Origin of the sequence: Streptomyces sp. CoH27, assembly GCF_020181035.1 — a bacterium.
GTDB lineage: Bacteria > Actinomycetota > Actinomycetes > Streptomycetales > Streptomycetaceae > Streptomyces > Streptomyces camelliae.
Genome location: NZ_JAIQYY010000007.1, coordinates 153,452 through 172,492, shown reverse-complemented (window position 1 = coordinate 172,492; position 19,041 = coordinate 153,452). Strand labels below are relative to the sequence as shown.

The following is a 19,041-nucleotide window of genomic DNA, read 5'->3' as shown; positions in this document are numbered from 1 at the left end:
CGGTGCGGCGCCGGACGGCATACACAGACCGGCGTACGTCAGACGTTGACGCCGAAGTCCTGGGCGATGCCGCGCAGACCGGAGGCGTAGCCCTGGCCGATGGCACGGAACTTCCACTCCGCCCCGTTCCGGTACAGCTCGCCGAAGACCATGGCGGTCTCGGTGGAGGCGTCCTCGCTCAGGTCGTAGCGGGCGATCTCCTGCTGGTTGGCCTGGTTCACGACGCGGATGAACGCGTTGCGGACCTGGCCGAAGGACTGCTGGCGGTTCTCGGCGTCGTAGATCGACACCGGGAAGACGATCTTCTCGATGTCGGCCGGGACGCCGGCCAGGTTGACCTTGATGGCCTCGTCGTCGCCCTCGCCCTCACCGGTGAGGTTGTCACCGGTGTGCTCGACGGAGCCGTCGGGGCTCTTGAGGTTGTTGAAGAAGACGAAGTGCTGGTCGCTCGCGACCTTGCCGGCGTTGTTCAGCAGCAGCGCGCTGGCGTCGAGGTCGAAGTCGGTGCCGGTCGTGGTGCGCACGTCCCAGCCCAGACCGACGATGACGGCGGTCAGGCCCGGGGCCTCCTTCGTCAGCGATACGTTGCCGCCCTTGCTGAGGCTGACTCCCACGGGTCCTCCATGTGTGTCCAGGGGCGGGGAGCCCCCGTCGTGCTTCGGATACGGGATCAACGTGCCGATCCTAGTGACGGGTTCCCGCCCCCCGCAGATCCCGGGCCGGAAGACTCACGGGGTCGGCCCACGGTCGGCCTACAGGGTGTCGAGCGCCTTCACGTACTCGTTCAGGTCACGGGCGTCCGGCAGGCCGTTGACCACGGTCCAGCGCACGACGCCCTCCTTGTCGATGATGAAGGTGCCCCGCACGGCGCAGCCCTTGTCCTCGTCGAAGACGCCGTACGCGCGCGAGACGTTGCCGTGCGGCCAGAAGTCGCTCAGCAGCGGGTACTCCAGGCCCTCCTGCTCGGCGAAGACGCGCAGGGTGTGGATGGAGTCGTTGGAGACGGCGAGCACCTGGGTGCCGCGGTCGGAGAACTTCGGCAGGTTGTCGCGCAGCTCGCACAGCTCGCCGGTGCACACGCCGGTGAAGGCGAAGGGGTAGAAGAGCAGGACGACGTTCTTCTCGCCACGGAAGTCCGAGAGCTTCACGGTGGCGCCGTGGTTGTCCTTGAGCTCGAAGTCGGGGGCCTTGTCGCCGACCTGGATCGCCATCGGGATGTTTCCCTTTCGGTGGGCTGTTCGGAGGAGAACAGCCTACGGCGAAGGGGGCGGCGGTCGCCCGGAGGGACCGCCGCCCGCGCCTCGCTCACCTGTGGGAGACGATCACCGCTTCGGCGACTTCAGCTTGGTGTCGTTCCAGTCCTTGCCCACGCTGACGCTCTTGGCCTGCGACAGGCCGGCCGTCTGAGCGGCGTCGTTGATGTCGCTGGGCTCGATGTAACCGTCCCGGCCGGTCTTCGGCGTGAGGAGGTGGATCGGGCCGCCCTCTTCGAGGAAGCTGATGGCGTCGACCAGCGTGTCGGTCAGGTCGCCGTCATCGTCGCGGAACCACAGCAACACGACGTCGGCAACGTCGTCGTAGTCCTCGTCCACCAGCTCCTGGCCGATGGTTTCCTCGATGGACTCGCGGAGATCCTGGTCGACGTCGTCGTCGTAGCCGAGCTCCTGGACCACCTGTCCGGGCTGGAACCCCAGCCTGACGGCCAGGCTCGTCTCCGCGTGGTCCGCGGTCGCGCTCACGGTCTGCCTCCTGATCATTTCTTTAGGGAACAACTCAGCCACGCGCGTACGCGTGGTGCTTGGCCGTAGTCCACACGGGCGGGACGGATCGCGCAAGTACCCGGCCGTTCGGACCGCCGAAACGGTGACGATACCGGTCGTGTCACCGCAACTCCCAGCACCACCCCTTGATCCAGCGTGACCCAGATCACACACATTTGCCCCTTTTACTCCAACCGTATTCGTCTGCGGAGATGACGTACGCCGTCCCGAGGTACACGATGGGGAGCGGTGCAGGCAGGTGCGGAAAAGCAGGAAACAGCAGAAAAAACGGCCCTCTGACAGGTAAGGAACAGCGTGGCTTCCGGATCCGATCGCAACCCGATCATCATTGGCGGCCTTCCGAGTCAGGTTCCTGACTTCGATCCCGAAGAGACCCAGGAGTGGCTCGACTCCCTCGACGCCGCCGTGGACGAGCGCGGCCGGGAGCGGGCCCGCTATCTCATGCTCCGCCTGATCGAGCGGGCCCGCGAGAAGCGCGTGGCCGTGCCCGAGATGCGCAGCACGGACTACGTCAACACGATCCCGACCAAGAGCGAGCCGTTCTTCCCGGGCAACGAGGAGATCGAGCGCAAGATCCTCAACGCGACCCGCTGGAACGCGGCCGTGATGGTCTCGCGCGCCCAGCGTCCCGGCATCGGCGTCGGCGGCCACATCGCCACCTTCGCCTCCTCCGCCTCGCTGTACGACGTCGGCTTCAACCACTTCTTCCGCGGCAAGGACCAGGGCGACGGCGGCGACCAGGTCTTCTTCCAGGGCCACGCCTCCCCCGGCATCTACGCGCGCGCGTACCTGCTCGACCGGCTCACCGAGGCCCAGCTCGACGGCTTCCGCCAGGAGAAGTCGAAGTACCCGAACGGCCTGTCCAGCTACCCCCATCCGCGCTCCATGCCGGACTTCTGGGAGTTCCCCACGGTCTCCATGGGCCTCGGCCCGCTGGCCGCGATCTTCCAGGCGCGGATGAACCGCTACATGGAGGCGCGCGGCATCGCGGACACCTCCGCGTCCCACGTGTGGGCGTTCCTCGGCGACGGCGAGATGGACGAGCCGGAGTCGCTCGGCCAGCTGTCCATCGCCGCCCGTGAGGGCCTGGACAACCTGACCTTCGTGGTCAACTGCAACCTCCAGCGGCTCGACGGCCCGGTGCGCGGCAACGGCAAGATCATCCAGGAGCTGGAGTCGATCTTCCGGGGTGCCGGCTGGAACGTGATCAAGCTGATCTGGGACCGCACCTGGGACCCGCTGCTCGCGCAGGACCGGGACGGCATCCTCGTCAACAAGATGAACACGACCCCGGACGGCCAGTTCCAGACGTACGCCACGGAATCCGGCGCCTACATCCGGGAGCACTTCTTCGGCGACGACCACCGACTGCGCGCGATGGTCGAGAACATGACGGACGACCAGATCCTGCACCTCGGCCGCGGCGGCCACGACCACCGCAAGATCTACGCGGCGTTCAAGGCGGCCAAGGAGCACAAGGGCCAGCCGACGGTCATCCTCGCCAAGACCGTCAAGGGCTGGACGCTGGGCCCCAACTTCGAGGGCCGCAACGCCACGCACCAGATGAAGAAGCTGACGGTCGACGACCTCAAGCGCTTCCGCGACCGCCTGCACCTGCCGATCACCGACCAGCAGCTGGAGTCCGGCCCGCCGCCGTACTACCACCCGGGCCGGGACACGGACGAGATCCAGTACATGCACGACATGCGCAAGCAGTGCGGCGGATACGTCCCGACGCGCGTCGTGCGCGCCAAACCCCTCGCGCTGCCGGACGACAAGACGTACGCGACCGTGAAGAAGGGCTCGGGTCAGCAGTCCATCGCCACGACCATGGCGTTCGTCCGGCTCCTCAAGGACCTCATGCGGGACAAGGAGATCGGCAAGCGGTTCGTGCTGATCGCGCCGGACGAGTACCGCACGTTCGGCATGGACTCCTTCTTCCCGAGCGCGAAGATCTACAACCCGCTGGGCCAGCAGTACGAGTCGGTGGACCGCGAGCTGCTCCTGGCATACAAGGAGTCGCCGACCGGCCAGATGCTGCACGACGGCATCTCGGAGGCGGGCTGCACGGCCTCGCTGATCGCGGCGGGCTCGGCCTACGCCACGCACGGCGAGCCGCTGATCCCGGTCTACGTCTTCTACTCGATGTTCGGTTTCCAGCGCACCGGCGACCAGTTCTGGCAGATGGCCGACCAGCTGGCGCGCGGTTTCGTACTGGGCGCGACCGCGGGCCGTACGACCCTGACCGGTGAGGGTCTGCAGCACGCGGACGGCCACTCCCAGCTGCTCGCCTCGACGAACCCGGCGTGCGTGGCGTACGACCCCGCGTACTCGTACGAGATCGCGTACATCGTCCAGGACGGCCTGCGCCGGATGTACGGCGCCGATGCCGAACACCCGCACGGCGAGGACGTCTTCTACTACCTGACCGTCTACAACGAGCCCATCCAGCACCCGGCCGAGCCGGAGAACGTGGACGTCGAGGGCATCCTCAAGGGCGTCCACAAGCTGAGCGAGGGCACGGCGGGGGCCGTCCCGGCGCAGATCATGGCGTCGGGCGTGGCCGTCCCGTGGGCACTGGAGGCGCAGCGGATCCTCGCCGAGGACTGGAACGTGCGCGCCGGCGTCTGGTCGGCCACCTCCTGGAACGAGCTGCGCCGCGAGGCCGTGGCGTGCGAGGAGCACAACCTGCTGCATCCGGAGGAGGAGCAGCGGGTGCCGTATGTGACACGCAAGCTCAGCGGCGCGGAAGGTCCGTTCGTGGCCGTGTCCGACTGGATGCGATCGGTTCCGGACCAGATCGCGCGGTGGGTGCCGGGCACGTACCAGTCCCTGGGCGCGGACGGCTTCGGCTTCGCCGACACCCGGGGCGCGGCGCGGCGCTTCTTCCACATCGACGCCCAGTCGATCGTGGTGGCGGTGCTGACCGAGCTGGCGCGCGAGGGCAAGGTCGACCGCTCGGTGCTCAAGCAGGCCATCGACCGCTACCAGCTGCTGGACGTCTCCGCGGCGCATCCGGGCGCGGCGGGCGGCGACGCGTAGCCCCCCCCCCATCGCTCGGCTTCGACCGACGGCATCCGGGGCGGGCTTGCGGGTTCGATGCCGGGTGCGGGGCGCGTGGGAGCTGCTCACGCAGTTCCCCGCGCCCCTTCGGGGCGCCGCCCTCGTTGCTTTTTCTTTACTATTGCGGGCATGAACCATCAGTCGGCGCAGGCGCGTTGGGAGCGGCACACCCAACGGCCGTTGCTGGCGCTGGCGGTGGCGTTCGCCGTCGCCTATGCCGTGCCGATCGTGGACAACCCCGCGAGCCCGCTCCTCACAGAGCTCTGCACCGCCACGGAGTGGGTGGTGTGGGGGCTGTTCGCGCTGGACTACGTGATACGGCTGGCGCTCACCAGACGGCGTCGGCGGTTTGTCCGGACGCACTGGATCGACCTGTGCGCGGTGGTGCTGCCGCTGCTCCAGCCACTGCGGCTGCTGCGCCTGGTGTCGACGCTGCTGCTGGTGGGCCGGCGGGCGCGGATGGCCTCCCAGATCCGGCTCACGACGTACGTCGGCGGGTCGCTGATCGGGCTGCTCATGTTCGGCTCGCTGGCCGTGCTGTCCGTGGAGCGGGACGCACCGCACGGGAACATCCGGACGCTGGGTGACGCGGTGTGGTGGTCCTTCACGACGATGACGACCGTCGGATACGGCGACCATGCCCCGACGACCGGCATGGGCCGGCTGATCGCCGTCGGGCTGATGCTGTCCGGGATCACGCTGCTGGGTGTGGTGACCGCGAACATCACCGCGTGGTTCATCGCCCGGTTCGAGAAGGACGAGGTGGAGGAGCGGCGGCAGACGGAGGCGATCACGTCTCTGGCCGAGGAGGTGCGCCTGCTGCGGGCCGAGGTGGCTCGGTTGACCAACGAGCACGAGAAGCAGCGCAGTTGACGGCCGAGCGCGCGCAGCCCCCTCCGCAGCGCGCGCCACAAGCCGACCGTCCTCCCATGTCCTGCGGAAGACGTGACCCACTGTGACCTGCGGCGCGCGCCCGGGGCGAGCGATCTTTAGCGGAGTCACCCTGATAGGGGAAACTCCGCCCGGAGCGGCCTCAGATGTGGCCCACGCCCGCGCCGCTCTCGGCGTTCGCGCCCCGCTTGGTGAGCAGCGCGACGAGGACGGCGACCGCCGCCACGCCCGCCGCGACCAGGGAGGCGAGGCTCATCCCGGAGATGAACGTGTGATGCGCGACCTCGGCGATCTTCGCGGCGGCCGGCCCCGGCGTGCCCTTCGGCGCCGGGGAGAGCCCCTGCTGCACCGCCTGCGAGGCCAGCCCCTCCTGCGCCGGGGTCAGGTGCGGCAGCCCCGCGGCCTTCCAGTTGCCCGCCAGCGAGTTGTCCACCTTGGACGCCATCACGGCGCCCAGCACCGCCGTACCGAGACTGCCGCCGATCTGCATCGCGGCCTGCTGGAGACCGCCGGCGACACCGGAGAGCTCCATCGGGGCGTTGCCGACGATGACCTCCGTGGCGCCGACCATGACCGGCGCGAGGCCGAGGCCGAGCAGGGCGAACCAGACCGACATGACACCGCTGCCGGTGCCCTCCTTGAGGGTGGACATGCCGTACATGGCGATTGCGGTGGCCGCCATGCCGCCGGCCAGCGGGATCCGCGGGCCGAGCTTGGTGATCGCCGCGCCCGCCAGCGGGGAGCCGACGATCATCATGCCGGTCAGGGGCAGCAGGTGCAGGCCCGCGTCGACCGGGGTCATGCCGTGCACGTTCTGCAAGTAGAAGGTGACGAAGAACAGGCCGCCCATGAAGGCGATGGCCATCAGCACCATCAGGACCACGCCCGCCGACAGCGGGACCGAGCGGAACAGCGCCAGCGGGATCAGCGGTTCCTTCACCTTCGTCTCCCAGAAGGAGAAGAGGGCGAAGCCCAGCACCGAGGCGGCGATGAACGTCCACGTCCTGCCGTCGCCCCAGCCCCACGTCGGGGCCTTGATGAGCGCCCAGACCAGGCAGAACATCGCGCCGGACAGCAGCGCGATGCCGAGGAGGTCGAAGGAGCGCGGGGCGTTCTCGGCGCGGTGGTCGCGCAGGATCAGCAGGCCGAGGACCAGCGCGACGAGGCCGACCGGCACGTTGATGAAGAACACCGACTGCCAGCTGACGTGCTGGACCAGCAGGCCGCCGAGGATCGGGCCGCCCGCGGTGGAGGCGCCGATCACCATGCCCCAGATGCCGATCGCCATGTTGAGCTTCTCGGCCGGGAAGGTGGCCCGCAGCAGGCCGAGCGCGGCCGGCATCAGCAGCGCGCCGAACAGGCCCTGGAAGACGCGGAAGGTGACGACCGCGGCGATGCTGTTCGACAGGCCGATGGCGCCCGAGGCAGTGGCGAAGCCGGTCACGCCTATCAGGAAGGTCTGGCGGTGGCCGAAGCGGTCGCCCAGCTTGCCCGCGGTGATCAGGGAGACCGCGAGGGCGAGGAAGTAGGCGTTGGTGATCCACTGGACGTCGGCGAAGCTCGCGCCCAGGTCCTTGGCGATGGCCGGGTTGGCGATGGCCACGATGGTGCCGTCGAGGGCCACCATCATGACCCCTACGGCGACGGTGATGAGGGTGAGCCAGGGATGGCCGCGCAATCCCGCGGCAGGTGGCGCCTCCAGTGAGGCTGCCGTAGCCCCGTCCCCCGGCCCCGAGGCGTCGATGGTGGTCTGACTAGTCATACGTTCGAGGCTAGTGAGAGCCGCTGACAGTTGACAATCGATTTCACATGTCAGTAACTGACACCTGTGGAAACACTGCGCGAACGCAAGAAACAACGCACCCGCGACGCGCTCCTTCGAGCCGCTCTCGAACTGTTCACGACCCAGGGGTACGAGCGGACGACCGTCGACGAGATCGCCGAGGCCGTCGGGGTCTCGCAGCGCACCTTCTTCCGCTACTTCGCCGGCAAGGAGGACGCGGCCTTCACGGTCCAGGACATGAGCGAACGGCACTTCGTGGCCTGCCTACGGGTGCGCCCCGCGCACGAGGCGCCGATGGAGGCGCTGCGCCAGGCGGTGCTGGAGGGCTGGGACGCGATCCGGGAGACCGTCGAGTCGGCGGTGCCCGTGGAGCTGTACCTGCGGATGTACCGCACGATCGAGTCGACGCCGGCGCTGCTCGCCGCCCACCTGCTCCGCTCGGCCGCGACGGAGGAGACGATCGCGCGGTTGCTGGCCGAACGCGAGGGCGTCGACGTGGACGCCGACCCTCGACCGCGGCTCGCGGTGGCCGTGTTCGGCGGCGTGATAAGGGTCACGGAGCGGCAGTGGTGCACGGGTGAGGACTTCAGCCTGGAGTCGATCCGTCAACTCACCGCGTCCTACCTCGATGAGGTGGGTCCGGCGCTCACCGGGAACTGGCGTACCGGCAGAGATCGTTGACGGTCCGTTCGATCTTCGGCGAAACGTGATACCTGTCACTCGGTTACCGCGAGACCCGCTCGTTCTCCTAGTGTGTCCTCCCAGTGACTTCCTTCGACACCTCCCCGCAACTGAACGTCTGGCGCGCACTGCTGGCGCTGGCCGTGGTGTTCGTGATGCTCGCCACCACCGGCTGGACCGCCCTGCGCAGCCACCGGGAGGCGACGGCGCTTCAGGCCTCGCTCAGCAAGTGGGAGCACGGCTACCTCCACGGCCACCGGCTGCCCGACCCCGAGTCCGGCCCGGCCCGGCTGACCCCGTTCTTCACGACGCTCTCCGCCGAGGACCAGGCCCGCCTCGCCCACCGCTACCCGCTCGCAGTGGGCAACATGAACGGCGCCCCCGTGACCTTGCGCTACCAGGCGAACCGCGTCGCCATGGAGCAGGCCCGCGAGGTCGAGCAGAAGCGCATGCACGACACCCGGCTCAGCGCGGCCGGGCACCAGGACGCGGGCCGTCGTATGCACCGCTACGAGTCCCTGCTGACCCCCGGCCGGCAGATCCTCGCCTTCGACCCCGAGGGCTCGGGCCGGATCGCCGAGGTGTTCGGGAACCTGGACCAGGCCCAGCGGATCTCGGTGGTCGTCCCCGGCGTCGACACCGACCTGCTCACCTTCCAGAAGACCAACCGCCAGTACACCGCCCCGGTCGGCATGGCCCAGGCGCTGTACGCGGCGGAGCGCACGGCGAGCCCCGCGACCCGTACGGCCGTGATCGCCTGGGCCGACTACACCGCGCCCGACGGGCTCGGCGTGGACGCGGCCACCGGCCTGCGCGCCGCGGAGGGCGCCCTGCGCCTGAACGCGCTGCTGGACGCCCTGCCCGGCACGGCCCCGGTGGCGATGATCTGCCACAGCTACGGCTCGGTGGTCTGCGGCGTCGCCGCGCACGACATGCCCCGCCGGGTGTCCGACATAGCGGTGGCCGCGAGCCCCGGCATGCGGGTGTCCGCGGCCTCCCACCTGCGCACCGGCGCCCAGGTGTGGGCGATGCGGGACGCCACCGACTGGATCCAGGACGTGCCGTACCTGGAGCTGGGCGGGCTCGGGCACGGCGCCGACCCGGTGTCCTCGGCGTTCGGCGCGCGTGTGCTGTCCGCCCGGGACGCGCACGGCCACGCCGGCTACTTCCAGCCGGGCACGGACAGCCTGCGCAACCTCGCCGACGTCGGGGTCGGCGCCTACGACGCGGTGACGTGCGCACGCGAGAACGACCTGTGCCAGTCCGGCGCTACCCCGGCCGGACGCGCGTAGAAACAGCAGGAAGTGCGGTCTGCGCGGGTGGCGACGGAGGAGCACGTGCCGCATACGATGAGCCGCATGGGTGACATACTGGCGGGTTTTCATGCCGTCTGGGAGTTCGAGTCCGACTCCGTGCTCATCCGTTACGAACGGGGGATTCGGACACCGAAGCTGTTCCAGGCGCTCGGCGAACGGCGCATCCCGCTGTCCGCGGTCGAGAACGTGAGCCTCACCCCGGGCAGACGCGGCACCGTCGTCCTGCGGCTGCGGCCGCGCGCCGGCGCCGATCCGCTGATGGAGGCGGCCGACGGGCAGCTGAAGGAGGGCTCCGACCCGTATCGGCTGGTGCTGCCGGCCGAGCGCGAGACGCTCGCCGAGTACTACGCGCACGAGCTGAAGGGCCTGCTGACCGAGGCCGGCTCGGGACCGGCCGACCGCCATCTGGTGGCCGCGCCCGAGGCGCCACTGCACTTCAAGGCCTACGACGGGAAGGCGTCCTTCGACGGGACGTCCGTGCAGTTCCGCTGGTCGTGGACGGGCGCGTCCTCCGCGAAGTGGAAGGCGGGCGACCAGAGCTTTCCGGTGACCGGCCTCAGCGGGGTGGAGTGGCGCTCGCCGGAGGTCTTCGAGGGGCACCTGCGGCTGATCAGCCGCTCTGCCGGTACGACGGCCACGGCCGTGCAGCCCGACCAGGACCCGGCGGCCGTGATCTTCGGGCTGGGGTACGGCCCGGTGCACGAGTCGCTGCCGTTCGCCGCCGCGGTCCTGGCCGCCGTACGCACAAGAGGGCCGGTACCCGCGGTACCGGCCGCCCCGGCCCGGCGGGATCCGGCGGACATCGCCGAGCGGATCCGGCATCTCGGGGAGCTGCATCAGGCCGGCCTGGTCACCGACGAGGAGTTCTCCTCCAAGAAGGCCGAACTGCTGGCGGAGTTGTGACGGGGATCACCGCTCGCGCGCGTAGAAGCTGATCTTCCTGTCCAGGACGGACAGGGTGTCGTGCAGTTCCGCGATCCGGGCCAGCACGTCCCGGCGCGTCGACTCCAGCAGTTCCTGGCGCTCGGCGTACGTGCTCTCGCCCTCCCGGACCAGTTCCGCGTACCGCACCATGTCCGCCACCGGCATGCCCGTCAGCCGCAGCTTGGTCACGAAGTCCAGCCAGTCCAGATCGCGGTTGCTGTAGCGGCGCTGGCCGGTGTGGGAACGGTCGACGTGCGGCATCAGGCCGATCCGCTCGTACCAGCGCAGGGTGTGCGCGGTCAGGCCGGTGAACGCGACGACCTCGCTGATCGTGTAGCGGTCCTGGCCGTCGGGGCGCGGATGACGTCTGGGCGGGGCGGAGCAGATGTCGGCGGGGGTCGTGCTCGCGGTGTCCGCTGGCGTGGTCTGCATCACCGTCATGCACCCACGCTATGGCCTTCGAGTGCACTCCAAGCAAGCGGGGCCCGGTAAAGAATGCGCGGGACGTACGCCGGGGCGAGTGGTTAGCGTGCGACGCATGAGTCTTGTACGCCGGGCCCTGCCCGAGGACGCCGACGAAGTGCTGCGGCTGCGCCAGATCATGATCGACTCCCTGCGGAGCGACGGGAGTTCCGCACCGGTGGACTGGCACGCGGAGTCCCTGCCGACGCTGCGGGAGCGGCTCGCCGAGGCCGACGGGGACTTCGCGGCCTTCGTCGTGGACCATCCGGACCGGCCGGGGGCGCTGGCCGCGCTGGTGGTCGGGACTCTGGAGTACCGCATCGGGAAGCCCGGCAATCCGCACGGGCGGGTCGGGTACGTCTTCAGCGTCGCCACCGACCCGGACGCCCGCCGGCGCGGGTACGCACGCGCGTGCATGGAGGAACTGCTGGCCTGGTTCCGCGCGCGGGGCGCCGGGTACGTGCTCCTCACCGCCTCCACCGATGCCGAACCGCTCTACGCCTCCCTCGGCTTCACCCGTGACCCCGACCCGTCGATGCGGCTGCTGCTGTGAGCCGCATAGGCTCGGCTGCATGTCGCTGAAGAGCCTCGCGTCGATCGAGAACTGGCCCGTCCCCACCGCGGCGGCGGGTGTCGTACGTGCCGACGGGACCGTCCTCGGGACGTACGGCCCCGTCGGGCACCGCTTTCCGCTCGCCTCGGTCACCAAGCCGCTGGCGGCGTACGCGGCGCTCGTGGCGTACGAGGAGGGCGCGATCGAGCTGGACGAGCCGGCCGGGCCGCCCGGTGCGACCGTCCGCCATCTCCTCGCCCACACCTCCGGGCTGGCCTTCGACGAGCACCGGGTGACGGCCCCGGCCGGCGAGCGGCGGCTGTACTCCAACGCCGGCTTCGAGCAGCTCGGCGATCACATCGCCAAGGCGACGGACATCCCCTTCGCCGAGTACCTGCGCCAGGCGGTGCTGGAGCCGCTGGGCATGACGGACACGTCGCTGGAGGGCTCACCGGCGAAGGACGGCGTGTCCACCGTCACGGACCTGCTCCGCTTCGCGGCGGAGGTGCAGGCGCCCCGGCTGCTGGATCCCCGGACGGTGGCGGCGGCGATGACCGTGCAGCACCCCGGGACGAAGGGTGTCCTGCCCGGGTACGGCCACCAGAACCCGAACGACTGGGGTCTGGGCTTCGAGATCCGTGACTCCAAGTCGCCCCACTGGACCGGGAGTTCGTCCTCCCCGCGCACCTTCGGGCACTTCGGGCAGTCGGGTACGTTCCTGTGGATCGACCCGGACGCGGGGGTGGCGTGCGCCGCACTGACCGACCGGGCGTTCGGACCTTGGGCGGTCGAGGCGTGGCCGGTGTTCACGGATGCGGTGCTCGGCGAGTTGCGCAGCTGAGGTCGGCTGGGCGGGGGTTGGGCCGCTTGCCGGCGCCGGCCGGGTGCCTCCCCCACGCCCGGCTTCGCTCGCGCGGGGGACCCCCACCGCCCACCCTCCCCCAGTCTCGGCTTCGCTCGACCGGGGGCACCCCCATCGCCCCAGCGGCACGACTGCCCGCAGCTAAGCGGTCATCTCCCACATCAGCAGCTCCGCCGGCGACAGCCCCACCGCCTCCACGTCCTGCGCCTGTGTGATCCGCGCCGCATCCCCCGCCCCCAGCTCCTCCCCCGCCAGCCGGATCTCGCCCCGCACCACGTGGACGTACACATACGCGCCGTCCGGGACCGCCGTGCGCTCGCCCGGCGCCAAACGGCGGACGTGGAGCATCGCGCCGGCCGCCGGGAGGGCGTAGGGCGTGGCGTCGGCGATGCCCGGGACGATCTCGTACGACGGCTCGCCGCCCGGCTCCACCGGCGCCAGCCACATCTGGAGGAAGGTCAGGGGGACGGCGCCGGCGTTGCGTTCCACGTGGCGGACGCCCGCCGCAGCGCTGAGGTGCTGGACGTCGCCCGGACGGACCGTCGTCTCGTGGCCCGTGGAGTCGCGGTGGGTGAGTTCGCCCTCGATCACCCAGGTGACGATCTCGGTGTGGCTGTGCGGGTGTTCGTCGAAGCCGGCGCCGGGGGCGAGGTGCTCCTCGTTGCAGGCGATCACCGCGCCGAAGCGCAGGTTCCCGGGGTCGTAGTGCGGACCGAAGGAGAAGGCGTGCCAGGTGTCGATCCCGGCCTCCGGCTCCCCTCCGCGATAGCGCTCAGCGGCGCGCCGTACCTCCATCACGGGCACCACGGTAGCCCTGCCGCGAGCCATGCCGACGCCCCGCCCCCGTCCCGACCTCCGACCCGGCGGCACACGGCCAGGTCCGGATAAGGCAGTCTTGTCCACGTGCCCGAACCCGAATCCCGCAGCAGCGATCCCCACGCGGATTCCCGCGCCGCTCACCACGCTCGCGACGCCCACCCGCACTCCGCGACCCTCAAGCGGCTGGAGAAGTCCTCCGGGTCCCTCGCCGCGCAGGCCATCGCGCGCATGGACGAGACCCTGCCGTGGTACCGGGCGATGCCACCGGAGAACCGTTCCTGGATCGGGCTCGTGGCCCAGGCGGGTATCGCCGCCTTCACCGAGTGGTTCCGGCACCCGGACGCGCCGCAGGCGATCTCCACCGACGTCTTCGGCACGGCGCCGCGCGAGCTGACGCGGGCCATCACGCTGCGGCAGACCGTGGAGATGGTGCGGACCACCATCGAGGTCATGGAGAGCGCCATCGACGAGGTGGCCGCGCCGGGCGACGAGAGCGTGCTGCGCGAGGCGCTGCTCGTGTACGCCCGGGAGATCGCCTTCGCCACCGCCCAGGTGTACGCCCAGGCCGCCGAGGCACGCGGTGCCTGGGACGCGCGGCTGGAGTCCCTCGTCGTCAATGCCGTGCTCAGCGGAGAAGCCGACGAGGGGGCCGTCAGCCGGGCCGCCGCGCTCGGCTGGAACTCGCCCGAGCATGTCTGTGTCGTCCTCGGGACCGCGCCCGACGGGGACAGCGAGCTGACCGTGGAGGCGATCCGGCGGGCCGCGCGGCACGCCAAGCTCCAGGTGCTCACCGGTGTCCTCGGGGACCGTCTGGTGGTGATCGCGGGCGGGAGCGACAACCCGCTCGCCGTCGCCAAGTCGCTGATCGGACCCTTCGCCGCCGGGCCGGTCGTCGCCGGGCCCGTCGTACCGGATCTGCTGGCCGCCACGCGGTCCGCGCAGGCCGCCGCCGCGGGACTGAAGGCGTGTTCCGCCTGGCAGGACGCGCCGCGGCCGGTGCTGGCGGACGATCTGCTGCCGGAGCGTGCCATCGCGGGCGATCCGAGCGCCCGCGAGCAGCTGGTGGAGGAGATCTACAGACCGCTGGAGGAGGCCGGCTCGGCGCTCCTCGAAACCCTGAGTGTCTACCTGGAGCAGGCGAGCAGCCTGGAAGGCGCCGCCCGGATGCTCTTCGTTCACCCGAACACCGTGCGCTACCGGCTCCGACGTGTGACTGACGTCACCGGCTGGTCGCCTTCGGATGTACGATCCGCCTTCACACTGCGGATCGCGCTCATCCTGGGGCGTCTGGCCGACGGCGAACCTCAAACGTAGGGTTTTGTCGGGGCCATACAAAAGCCCTCCGTGTTCTTCGTCCCTGTCCCCACGGGCGGCCCCGGCCGTCCCCAAGAGAGAGTGTGAGAGTGCTCGTACTCGTCGCTCCCGGCCAGGGCGCCCAGACGCCCGGCTTCCTGACCCCCTGGCTCGAACTGCCCGGTGCCCGTGACCGCGTCGCCGCGTGGTCGGACGCCATCGGGCTGGACCTGGTTCACTACGGCACCGAGGCCGACGCCGACGCCATCCGGGACACCGCGGTGGCCCAGCCGCTGCTGGTCGCCGCCGGAATCCTGTCCGCCGCGGCACTCGGTGACATTTCCGGGTTCGCGCCGGGCGCGGTCGCCGGTCACAGCGTCGGCGAGATCACCGCCGCCGCCTTCGCCGGAGTCCTGGACGACACCTCCGCCCTGCGCCTGGTCCGCGAGCGGGGTCTGGCGATGGCCGACGCCGCCGCGATCACCGAGACCGGCATGTCGGCGCTGCTCGGCGGCGACCCGGACACGTCGATCGCGCACCTGGAGAAGCTGGGCCTGACCCCGGCGAACATCAACGGCGCGGGCCAGATCGTCGCCGCGGGCACCCTGGAGCAGCTGGCCGCGCTGGCCGAGGACAAGCCCGAGGGCGTCCGCAAGGTCGTCCCGCTGAAGGTCGCCGGCGCCTTCCACACCCGCCACATGGCCCCGGCCGTCGACACGCTGGCCAAGGCCGCCGCGAAGCTGACGCCCGCCGACCCGAAGGTCACCTACGTCTCCAACAAGGACGGCCGGAAGGTCGGGAGCGGCGCCGAGGTCCTTGAGCGGCTCGTCGGCCAGGTCGCCAACCCCGTGCGCTGGGACCTGTGCATGGAGACGTTCAAGGAGCTGGGCGTCACCGCGCTCATCGAGGTCTGCCCAGGCGGCACGCTCACCGGCCTGGCCAAGCGTGCGCTGCCCGGTGTCACGACGCTCGCTCTGAAGACCCCCGACGATCTCGACGCGGCCCGCGAGCTCATCTCCGAGCACGCCGGCGCCGACGCCTAAGGAGCCGTAGATGGCGAAGATCAAGCCCAGCAAGGGCGCCCCGTATGCGCGCATCCTCGGTGTCGGCGGCTACCGGCCGACCCGGGTGGTGCCCAACGAGGTGATCCTGGAGAAGATCGACTCGTCCGACGAGTGGATCCGCTCGCGCTCCGGCATCGAGACGCGGCACTGGGCCGGCCCCGAGGAGACCGTCGCGGCGATGTCCGTCGAGGCCGCCGGCAAGGCGATCGCGGACGCCGGCATCGACGCCGAGCAGATCGGTGCCGTGGTCGTCTCGACCGTGTCGCACTTCAGCCAGACCCCGGCCGTCGCCACCGAGATCGCCGACAAGCTGGGCACCGACAAGGCCGCCGCCTTCGACATCTCGGCGGGCTGCGCGGGCTTCGGCTACGGCCTGACGCTCGCCAAGGGCATGGTCGTGGAGGGTTCCGCCGAGTACGTGCTCGTCATCGGCGTGGAGCGGCTCAGCGACCTGACCGACCTGGAGGACCGGGCCACGGCCTTCCTGTTCGGCGACGGCGCGGGCGCGGTCGTCGTCGGCCCCTCGCAGGAGCCGGGCATCGGCCCGACCGTGTGGGGCTCCGAGGGCGACAAGTCGGAGACCATCAAGCAGACCATCCCGTGGGACCGCTTCCGGATCGGCGACGTCTCCGAGCTTCCGGTGGACAGCGACGGCAACGTCAAGTTCCCCGCGATCACGCAGGAAGGCCAGGCGGTGTTCCGCTGGGCCGTGTTCGAGATGGCGAAGGTCGCCCAGCAGGCGCTGGACGCGGCCGGGATCAGCCCGGACGACCTGGACGTCTTCATCCCGCACCAGGCCAATGTGCGGATCATCGACTCGATGGTGAAGACTCTCAAACTGCCGGAGCACGTCACGGTCGCCCGTGACATCCGCACCACCGGCAACACCTCGGCCGCCTCGATCCCGCTCGCGATGGAGCGGCTCCTGGCGACCGGGGAGGCGAAGAGCGGCGACACCGCGCTCGTCATCGGATTCGGGGCGGGTCTCGTGTACGCCGCCACGGTCGTTACCCTCCCCTAGGCACTCCGTGCCGGATCATGCGATCCGGCAGGGGGACAACTGCCACAAACCGTCTGGAACATCAAGAAGGAGCGCCAAGATGGCCGCCACTGAGAAGGAGATCGTCGACGGTCTCGCCGAGATCGTGAACGAGATCGCCGGGATCCCCGTCGAGGACGTCCAGCTGGACAAGTCCTTCACCGACGACCTGGACGTCGACTCGCTGTCCATGGTCGAGGTTGTCGTCGCCGCCGAGGAGCGCTTCGACGTGAAGATCCCGGACGAGGACGTCAAGAACCTCAAGACGGTCGGCGACGCGACCGAGTACATCCTCAAGCACCAGGCCTGAGCCACCCCTCAGTCCCGCTGCTAGGCCCCGCCACCCGGCGGTGTTTCGCCGTAGATTCCCGCATCCGTTGGAGAAAGAATTCCCGTGAGCCCGACCAATCGCACCGTGGTCGTCACCGGTATCGGCGCAACCACACCGCTGGGTGGCGACGCAGCGTCGTTCTGGCAGGCCCTCGTCGCCGGCACGTCCGGCGTCAGCCTCCTGGAGCAGGAGTGGGCGGCCGACCTGCCGGTCCGTATCGCCGCGCAGATCGCCGTCGACCCGTCCGAGATCATCCCCCGCCCGCAGGCCCGCAAGCTGGACCGGTCCGCGCAGTTCGCGCTGATCGCCGCTCAGGAGGCCTGGAAGGACGCCGGTTTCACCGCCAAGGCCGGTGAGGACCCGTCCGTGAACCCCGACCGGCTGGGTGCGGTCGTCGCCTCTGGCATCGGCGGCGTGACGACCCTCCTGGACCAGTACGACGTCCTCAAGGACAAGGGCGTACGCCGCGTCTCCCCGCACACCGTGCCGATGCTGATGCCCAACTCCCCGGCGGCCAACGTCGGCATCGAGCTGGGCGCCCGCGCGGGCGTGCACACCCCGGTCTCGGCCTGCGCCTCGGGCGCGGAGGCCATCGGGTACGCGATCGAGATGATCCGCACCGGGCGTGCGGACGTGGTCGTGGCCGGTGGTACCGAGGCCGCCATCCACCCGCTGCCCATCGCCGCGTTCGGCAACATGATGGCGATGAGCAAGAACAACGACGACCCGCAGGGCGCCTCGCGTCCCTACGACTCCGGCCGCGACGGCTTCGTGCTCGGCGAGGGTGCCGGTGTGATCGTCCTGGAGTCCGAGGAGCACGCGAAGGCCCGCGGTGCCCGGATCTACGTCGAGGCGGTGGGCCAGGGCATCTCCGCCGACGCCCACCACATCACGCAGCCCGAGCCGTCCGGCAACGGCATCGCGCACGCGCTGCAGAACCTGCTGGACAACACCGACCTGAAGCCGGCCGAGGTCGTGCACGTGAACGCGCACGCCACCTCGACGCCGCAGGGTGACGTGGCCGAGATCAAGGCGCTGCGCAAGGTGTTCGGCGACGACGTCGACCACATGGCGATCTCCGCGACCAAGTCGATGACCGGGCATCTGCTCGGTGGCGCCGGCGGTATCGAGACGGTCGCGTCGATCCTGGCGCTCGTGAACCGTACGGCTCCGCCGACGATCAACCTGGAGAACCTCGACCCCGAGGTCAACGCGGACGTCGTCCGCGGCGAGGCCCGTCAGCTGCCCGAGGGCCGCATCGCCGCGCTGAACGACTCGTTCGGCTTCGGCGGTCACAACGTGGTGCTGGCGTTCCGCACCATCTGACACACGGCAGAGGAAGGGCCCCCACCGGCTGGTGGGGGCCCTTCCTCATGTGCTGAATGTGCTGGATGTGCTGATGCTCACACCACTGCTGATGCTCACACCACCTGATGCAGCCAGCGCACCGGAGCTCCCTCGCCCGCGTACCGGAACGGCTCCAGTTCGTCGTCCCACGGCTTGCCCAGGAGCTTGGCGAGTTCGGCCTCCAGGTCGGTCTCGCCACGCTGGCTGCGCTGGAGGGCGGCGCGCAGGCGGTCCTCGGGGATGAGGATGTCGCCGTGGATGCCGGTGACGGCGTGGAAGATGCCGAGGTCGGGGGTGCAGCTGTAGCGCTCGCCCTCGGCGGTCGGGCAGGGCTCGGCCGTGACCTCGAAGCGGAGCAGATGCCAGCCGCGCAGGGCCGAGGCCAGCTTGGACGCCGTACCCGCCTCGCCCTGCCAGGAGAACTCCGAACGCCAGGTGCCGGGGGCCGCGGGCTGCCGGATCCAGTCGAGGTTGACGCGCGTGCCGAGCACCCCGGCGACCGCCCACTCGACATGCGGGCACAGCGCGCGCGGCGCGGAGTGCACGTACAGAACTCCACGTGTCGTCACCGGAACCTCCGGACAGAGCGGGACATCTTGCGGACTGGCTGGCGGCAGTGGCGCGACGGCCGCGTTCATGGCGAGGCTACCTTGCGGCGGCGCAAGGAGTGTGACGTACCGTCGGTCCCAGTGCCAGGAAACCTCTGCCATTCACCCAGGGGGACGCTTGTACGGGGGTGCGCCGTTCCAGCGCGCCCGGCCGGGAACCCTCGCACGTTGTTATGGAAGGAAGCACAGAGGCAGTACAGAGGCAGCACTGACGAAGGCCCGGG

19 protein-coding genes are annotated in these 19,041 nt (G+C 70.2%); 12 read left to right on the top strand and 7 right to left on the bottom strand.

What is annotated here, in order from left to right:
* Nucleotides 1-38: 38 nt before the first annotated feature.
* The 3 genes from LE548_RS13195 to LE548_RS13185 form a co-directional block, all read right to left on the bottom strand.
* Complete coding sequence (locus LE548_RS13195) at nucleotides 39-614, bottom strand: TerD family protein (protein ID WP_225096982.1); 576 nt, start codon at nucleotides 612-614, stop codon at nucleotides 39-41.
* A 138-nt stretch (nucleotides 615-752) separates the two neighbouring features.
* The gene (locus tag LE548_RS13190) at nucleotides 753-1,211 is read right to left on the bottom strand and encodes a peroxiredoxin (RefSeq protein WP_067039186.1); all 459 of its coding nucleotides are present in this window, start codon (nucleotides 1,209-1,211) and stop codon (nucleotides 753-755) included.
* A 111-nt stretch (nucleotides 1,212-1,322) separates the two neighbouring features.
* On the bottom strand, nucleotides 1,323-1,739 hold the full coding sequence (locus LE548_RS13185; RefSeq protein WP_225096981.1) for a DUF3052 domain-containing protein: 417 nt from the start codon (nucleotides 1,737-1,739) through the stop codon (nucleotides 1,323-1,325).
* A 336-nt stretch (nucleotides 1,740-2,075) separates the two neighbouring features.
* Between LE548_RS13185 and aceE the strand changes: the two genes are divergently transcribed.
* Entirely contained in the window at nucleotides 2,076-4,823 is a 2,748-nt protein-coding gene (aceE, locus tag LE548_RS13180; protein WP_225096980.1) for a pyruvate dehydrogenase (acetyl-transferring), homodimeric type, read from the top strand.
* A gap of 150 nt (nucleotides 4,824-4,973) precedes the next feature.
* Nucleotides 4,974-5,717 (top strand): potassium channel family protein, encoded by a 744-nt coding sequence (locus LE548_RS13175; protein WP_225096979.1) that lies wholly within the window; start codon nucleotides 4,974-4,976, stop codon nucleotides 5,715-5,717.
* A 160-nt stretch (nucleotides 5,718-5,877) separates the two neighbouring features.
* Here the strand turns inward: LE548_RS13175 and LE548_RS13170 are convergent, their stop codons facing one another.
* Nucleotides 5,878-7,365, bottom strand: coding sequence for an MFS transporter (locus LE548_RS13170; RefSeq protein ID WP_374116083.1), 1,488 nt, complete (start codon nucleotides 7,363-7,365; stop codon nucleotides 5,878-5,880).
* Between the two features lie 198 nt (nucleotides 7,366-7,563).
* Here LE548_RS13170 and LE548_RS13165 point away from each other — a divergent pair, with 198 nt between their 5' ends.
* From LE548_RS13165 to LE548_RS13155, 3 genes are all read left to right on the top strand, one after another.
* Nucleotides 7,564-8,199 carry a TetR family transcriptional regulator gene (locus LE548_RS13165; RefSeq protein ID WP_225096977.1) on the top strand — a complete coding sequence of 212 codons (636 nt, stop codon included), beginning with the start codon at nucleotides 7,564-7,566 and terminating at the stop codon, nucleotides 8,197-8,199.
* 83 nt (nucleotides 8,200-8,282) lie between these two features.
* Nucleotides 8,283-9,491 carry an alpha/beta hydrolase gene (locus LE548_RS13160; RefSeq protein ID WP_225096976.1) on the top strand — a complete coding sequence of 403 codons (1,209 nt, stop codon included), beginning with the start codon at nucleotides 8,283-8,285 and terminating at the stop codon, nucleotides 9,489-9,491.
* 66 nt (nucleotides 9,492-9,557) lie between these two features.
* Nucleotides 9,558-10,418 carry a DUF4429 domain-containing protein gene (locus tag LE548_RS13155; RefSeq protein WP_225096975.1) on the top strand — a complete coding sequence of 287 codons (861 nt, stop codon included), beginning with the start codon at nucleotides 9,558-9,560 and terminating at the stop codon, nucleotides 10,416-10,418.
* 6 nt (nucleotides 10,419-10,424) lie between these two features.
* On the opposite strand, the gene LE548_RS13150 is transcribed toward LE548_RS13155, so the two are convergent.
* Complete coding sequence (locus tag LE548_RS13150) at nucleotides 10,425-10,880, bottom strand: MerR family transcriptional regulator (RefSeq protein ID WP_225096974.1); 456 nt, start codon at nucleotides 10,878-10,880, stop codon at nucleotides 10,425-10,427.
* Between the two features lie 97 nt (nucleotides 10,881-10,977).
* Here LE548_RS13150 and LE548_RS13145 point away from each other — a divergent pair, with 97 nt between their 5' ends.
* On the top strand, nucleotides 10,978-11,454 hold the full coding sequence (locus LE548_RS13145; protein WP_225096973.1) for a GNAT family N-acetyltransferase: 477 nt from the start codon (nucleotides 10,978-10,980) through the stop codon (nucleotides 11,452-11,454).
* A 19-nt stretch (nucleotides 11,455-11,473) separates the two neighbouring features.
* Nucleotides 11,474-12,295: a serine hydrolase gene (locus LE548_RS13140; protein ID WP_225096972.1), complete on the top strand. Its 822-nt coding sequence runs from the start codon at nucleotides 11,474-11,476 to the stop codon at nucleotides 12,293-12,295.
* 162 nt (nucleotides 12,296-12,457) lie between these two features.
* Here LE548_RS13140 and LE548_RS13135 read toward each other — a convergent pair whose 3' ends face one another.
* Nucleotides 12,458-13,111 (bottom strand): pirin family protein, encoded by a 654-nt coding sequence (locus LE548_RS13135; RefSeq protein WP_225097155.1) that lies wholly within the window; start codon nucleotides 13,109-13,111, stop codon nucleotides 12,458-12,460.
* Nucleotides 13,112-13,219: 108 nt separating this feature from the next.
* Here LE548_RS13135 and LE548_RS13130 point away from each other — a divergent pair, with 108 nt between their 5' ends.
* From LE548_RS13130 to fabF, 5 genes are all read left to right on the top strand, one after another.
* Complete coding sequence (locus LE548_RS13130) at nucleotides 13,220-14,449, top strand: CdaR family transcriptional regulator (RefSeq protein WP_225096971.1); 1,230 nt, start codon at nucleotides 13,220-13,222, stop codon at nucleotides 14,447-14,449.
* A gap of 89 nt (nucleotides 14,450-14,538) precedes the next feature.
* Nucleotides 14,539-15,471: an ACP S-malonyltransferase gene (locus LE548_RS13125; RefSeq protein ID WP_225096970.1), complete on the top strand. Its 933-nt coding sequence runs from the start codon at nucleotides 14,539-14,541 to the stop codon at nucleotides 15,469-15,471.
* Between the two features lie 10 nt (nucleotides 15,472-15,481).
* Nucleotides 15,482-16,513, top strand: a complete 1,032-nt coding sequence (locus LE548_RS13120) for a ketoacyl-ACP synthase III (RefSeq protein ID WP_225096969.1) — start codon at nucleotides 15,482-15,484, stop codon at nucleotides 16,511-16,513.
* A gap of 79 nt (nucleotides 16,514-16,592) precedes the next feature.
* Complete coding sequence (locus LE548_RS13115) at nucleotides 16,593-16,841, top strand: acyl carrier protein (protein WP_225096968.1); 249 nt, start codon at nucleotides 16,593-16,595, stop codon at nucleotides 16,839-16,841.
* 84 nt (nucleotides 16,842-16,925) lie between these two features.
* Complete coding sequence (fabF, locus tag LE548_RS13110) at nucleotides 16,926-18,188, top strand: beta-ketoacyl-ACP synthase II (protein WP_225096967.1); 1,263 nt, start codon at nucleotides 16,926-16,928, stop codon at nucleotides 18,186-18,188.
* A 95-nt stretch (nucleotides 18,189-18,283) separates the two neighbouring features.
* On the opposite strand, the gene LE548_RS13105 is transcribed toward fabF, so the two are convergent.
* A complete protein-coding gene (locus tag LE548_RS13105; RefSeq protein WP_225096966.1) occupies nucleotides 18,284-18,778 on the bottom strand; it encodes a DUF3145 domain-containing protein in 495 nt (164 codons plus the stop codon).
* Between the last annotated feature and the right edge of the window lie 263 nt (nucleotides 18,779-19,041).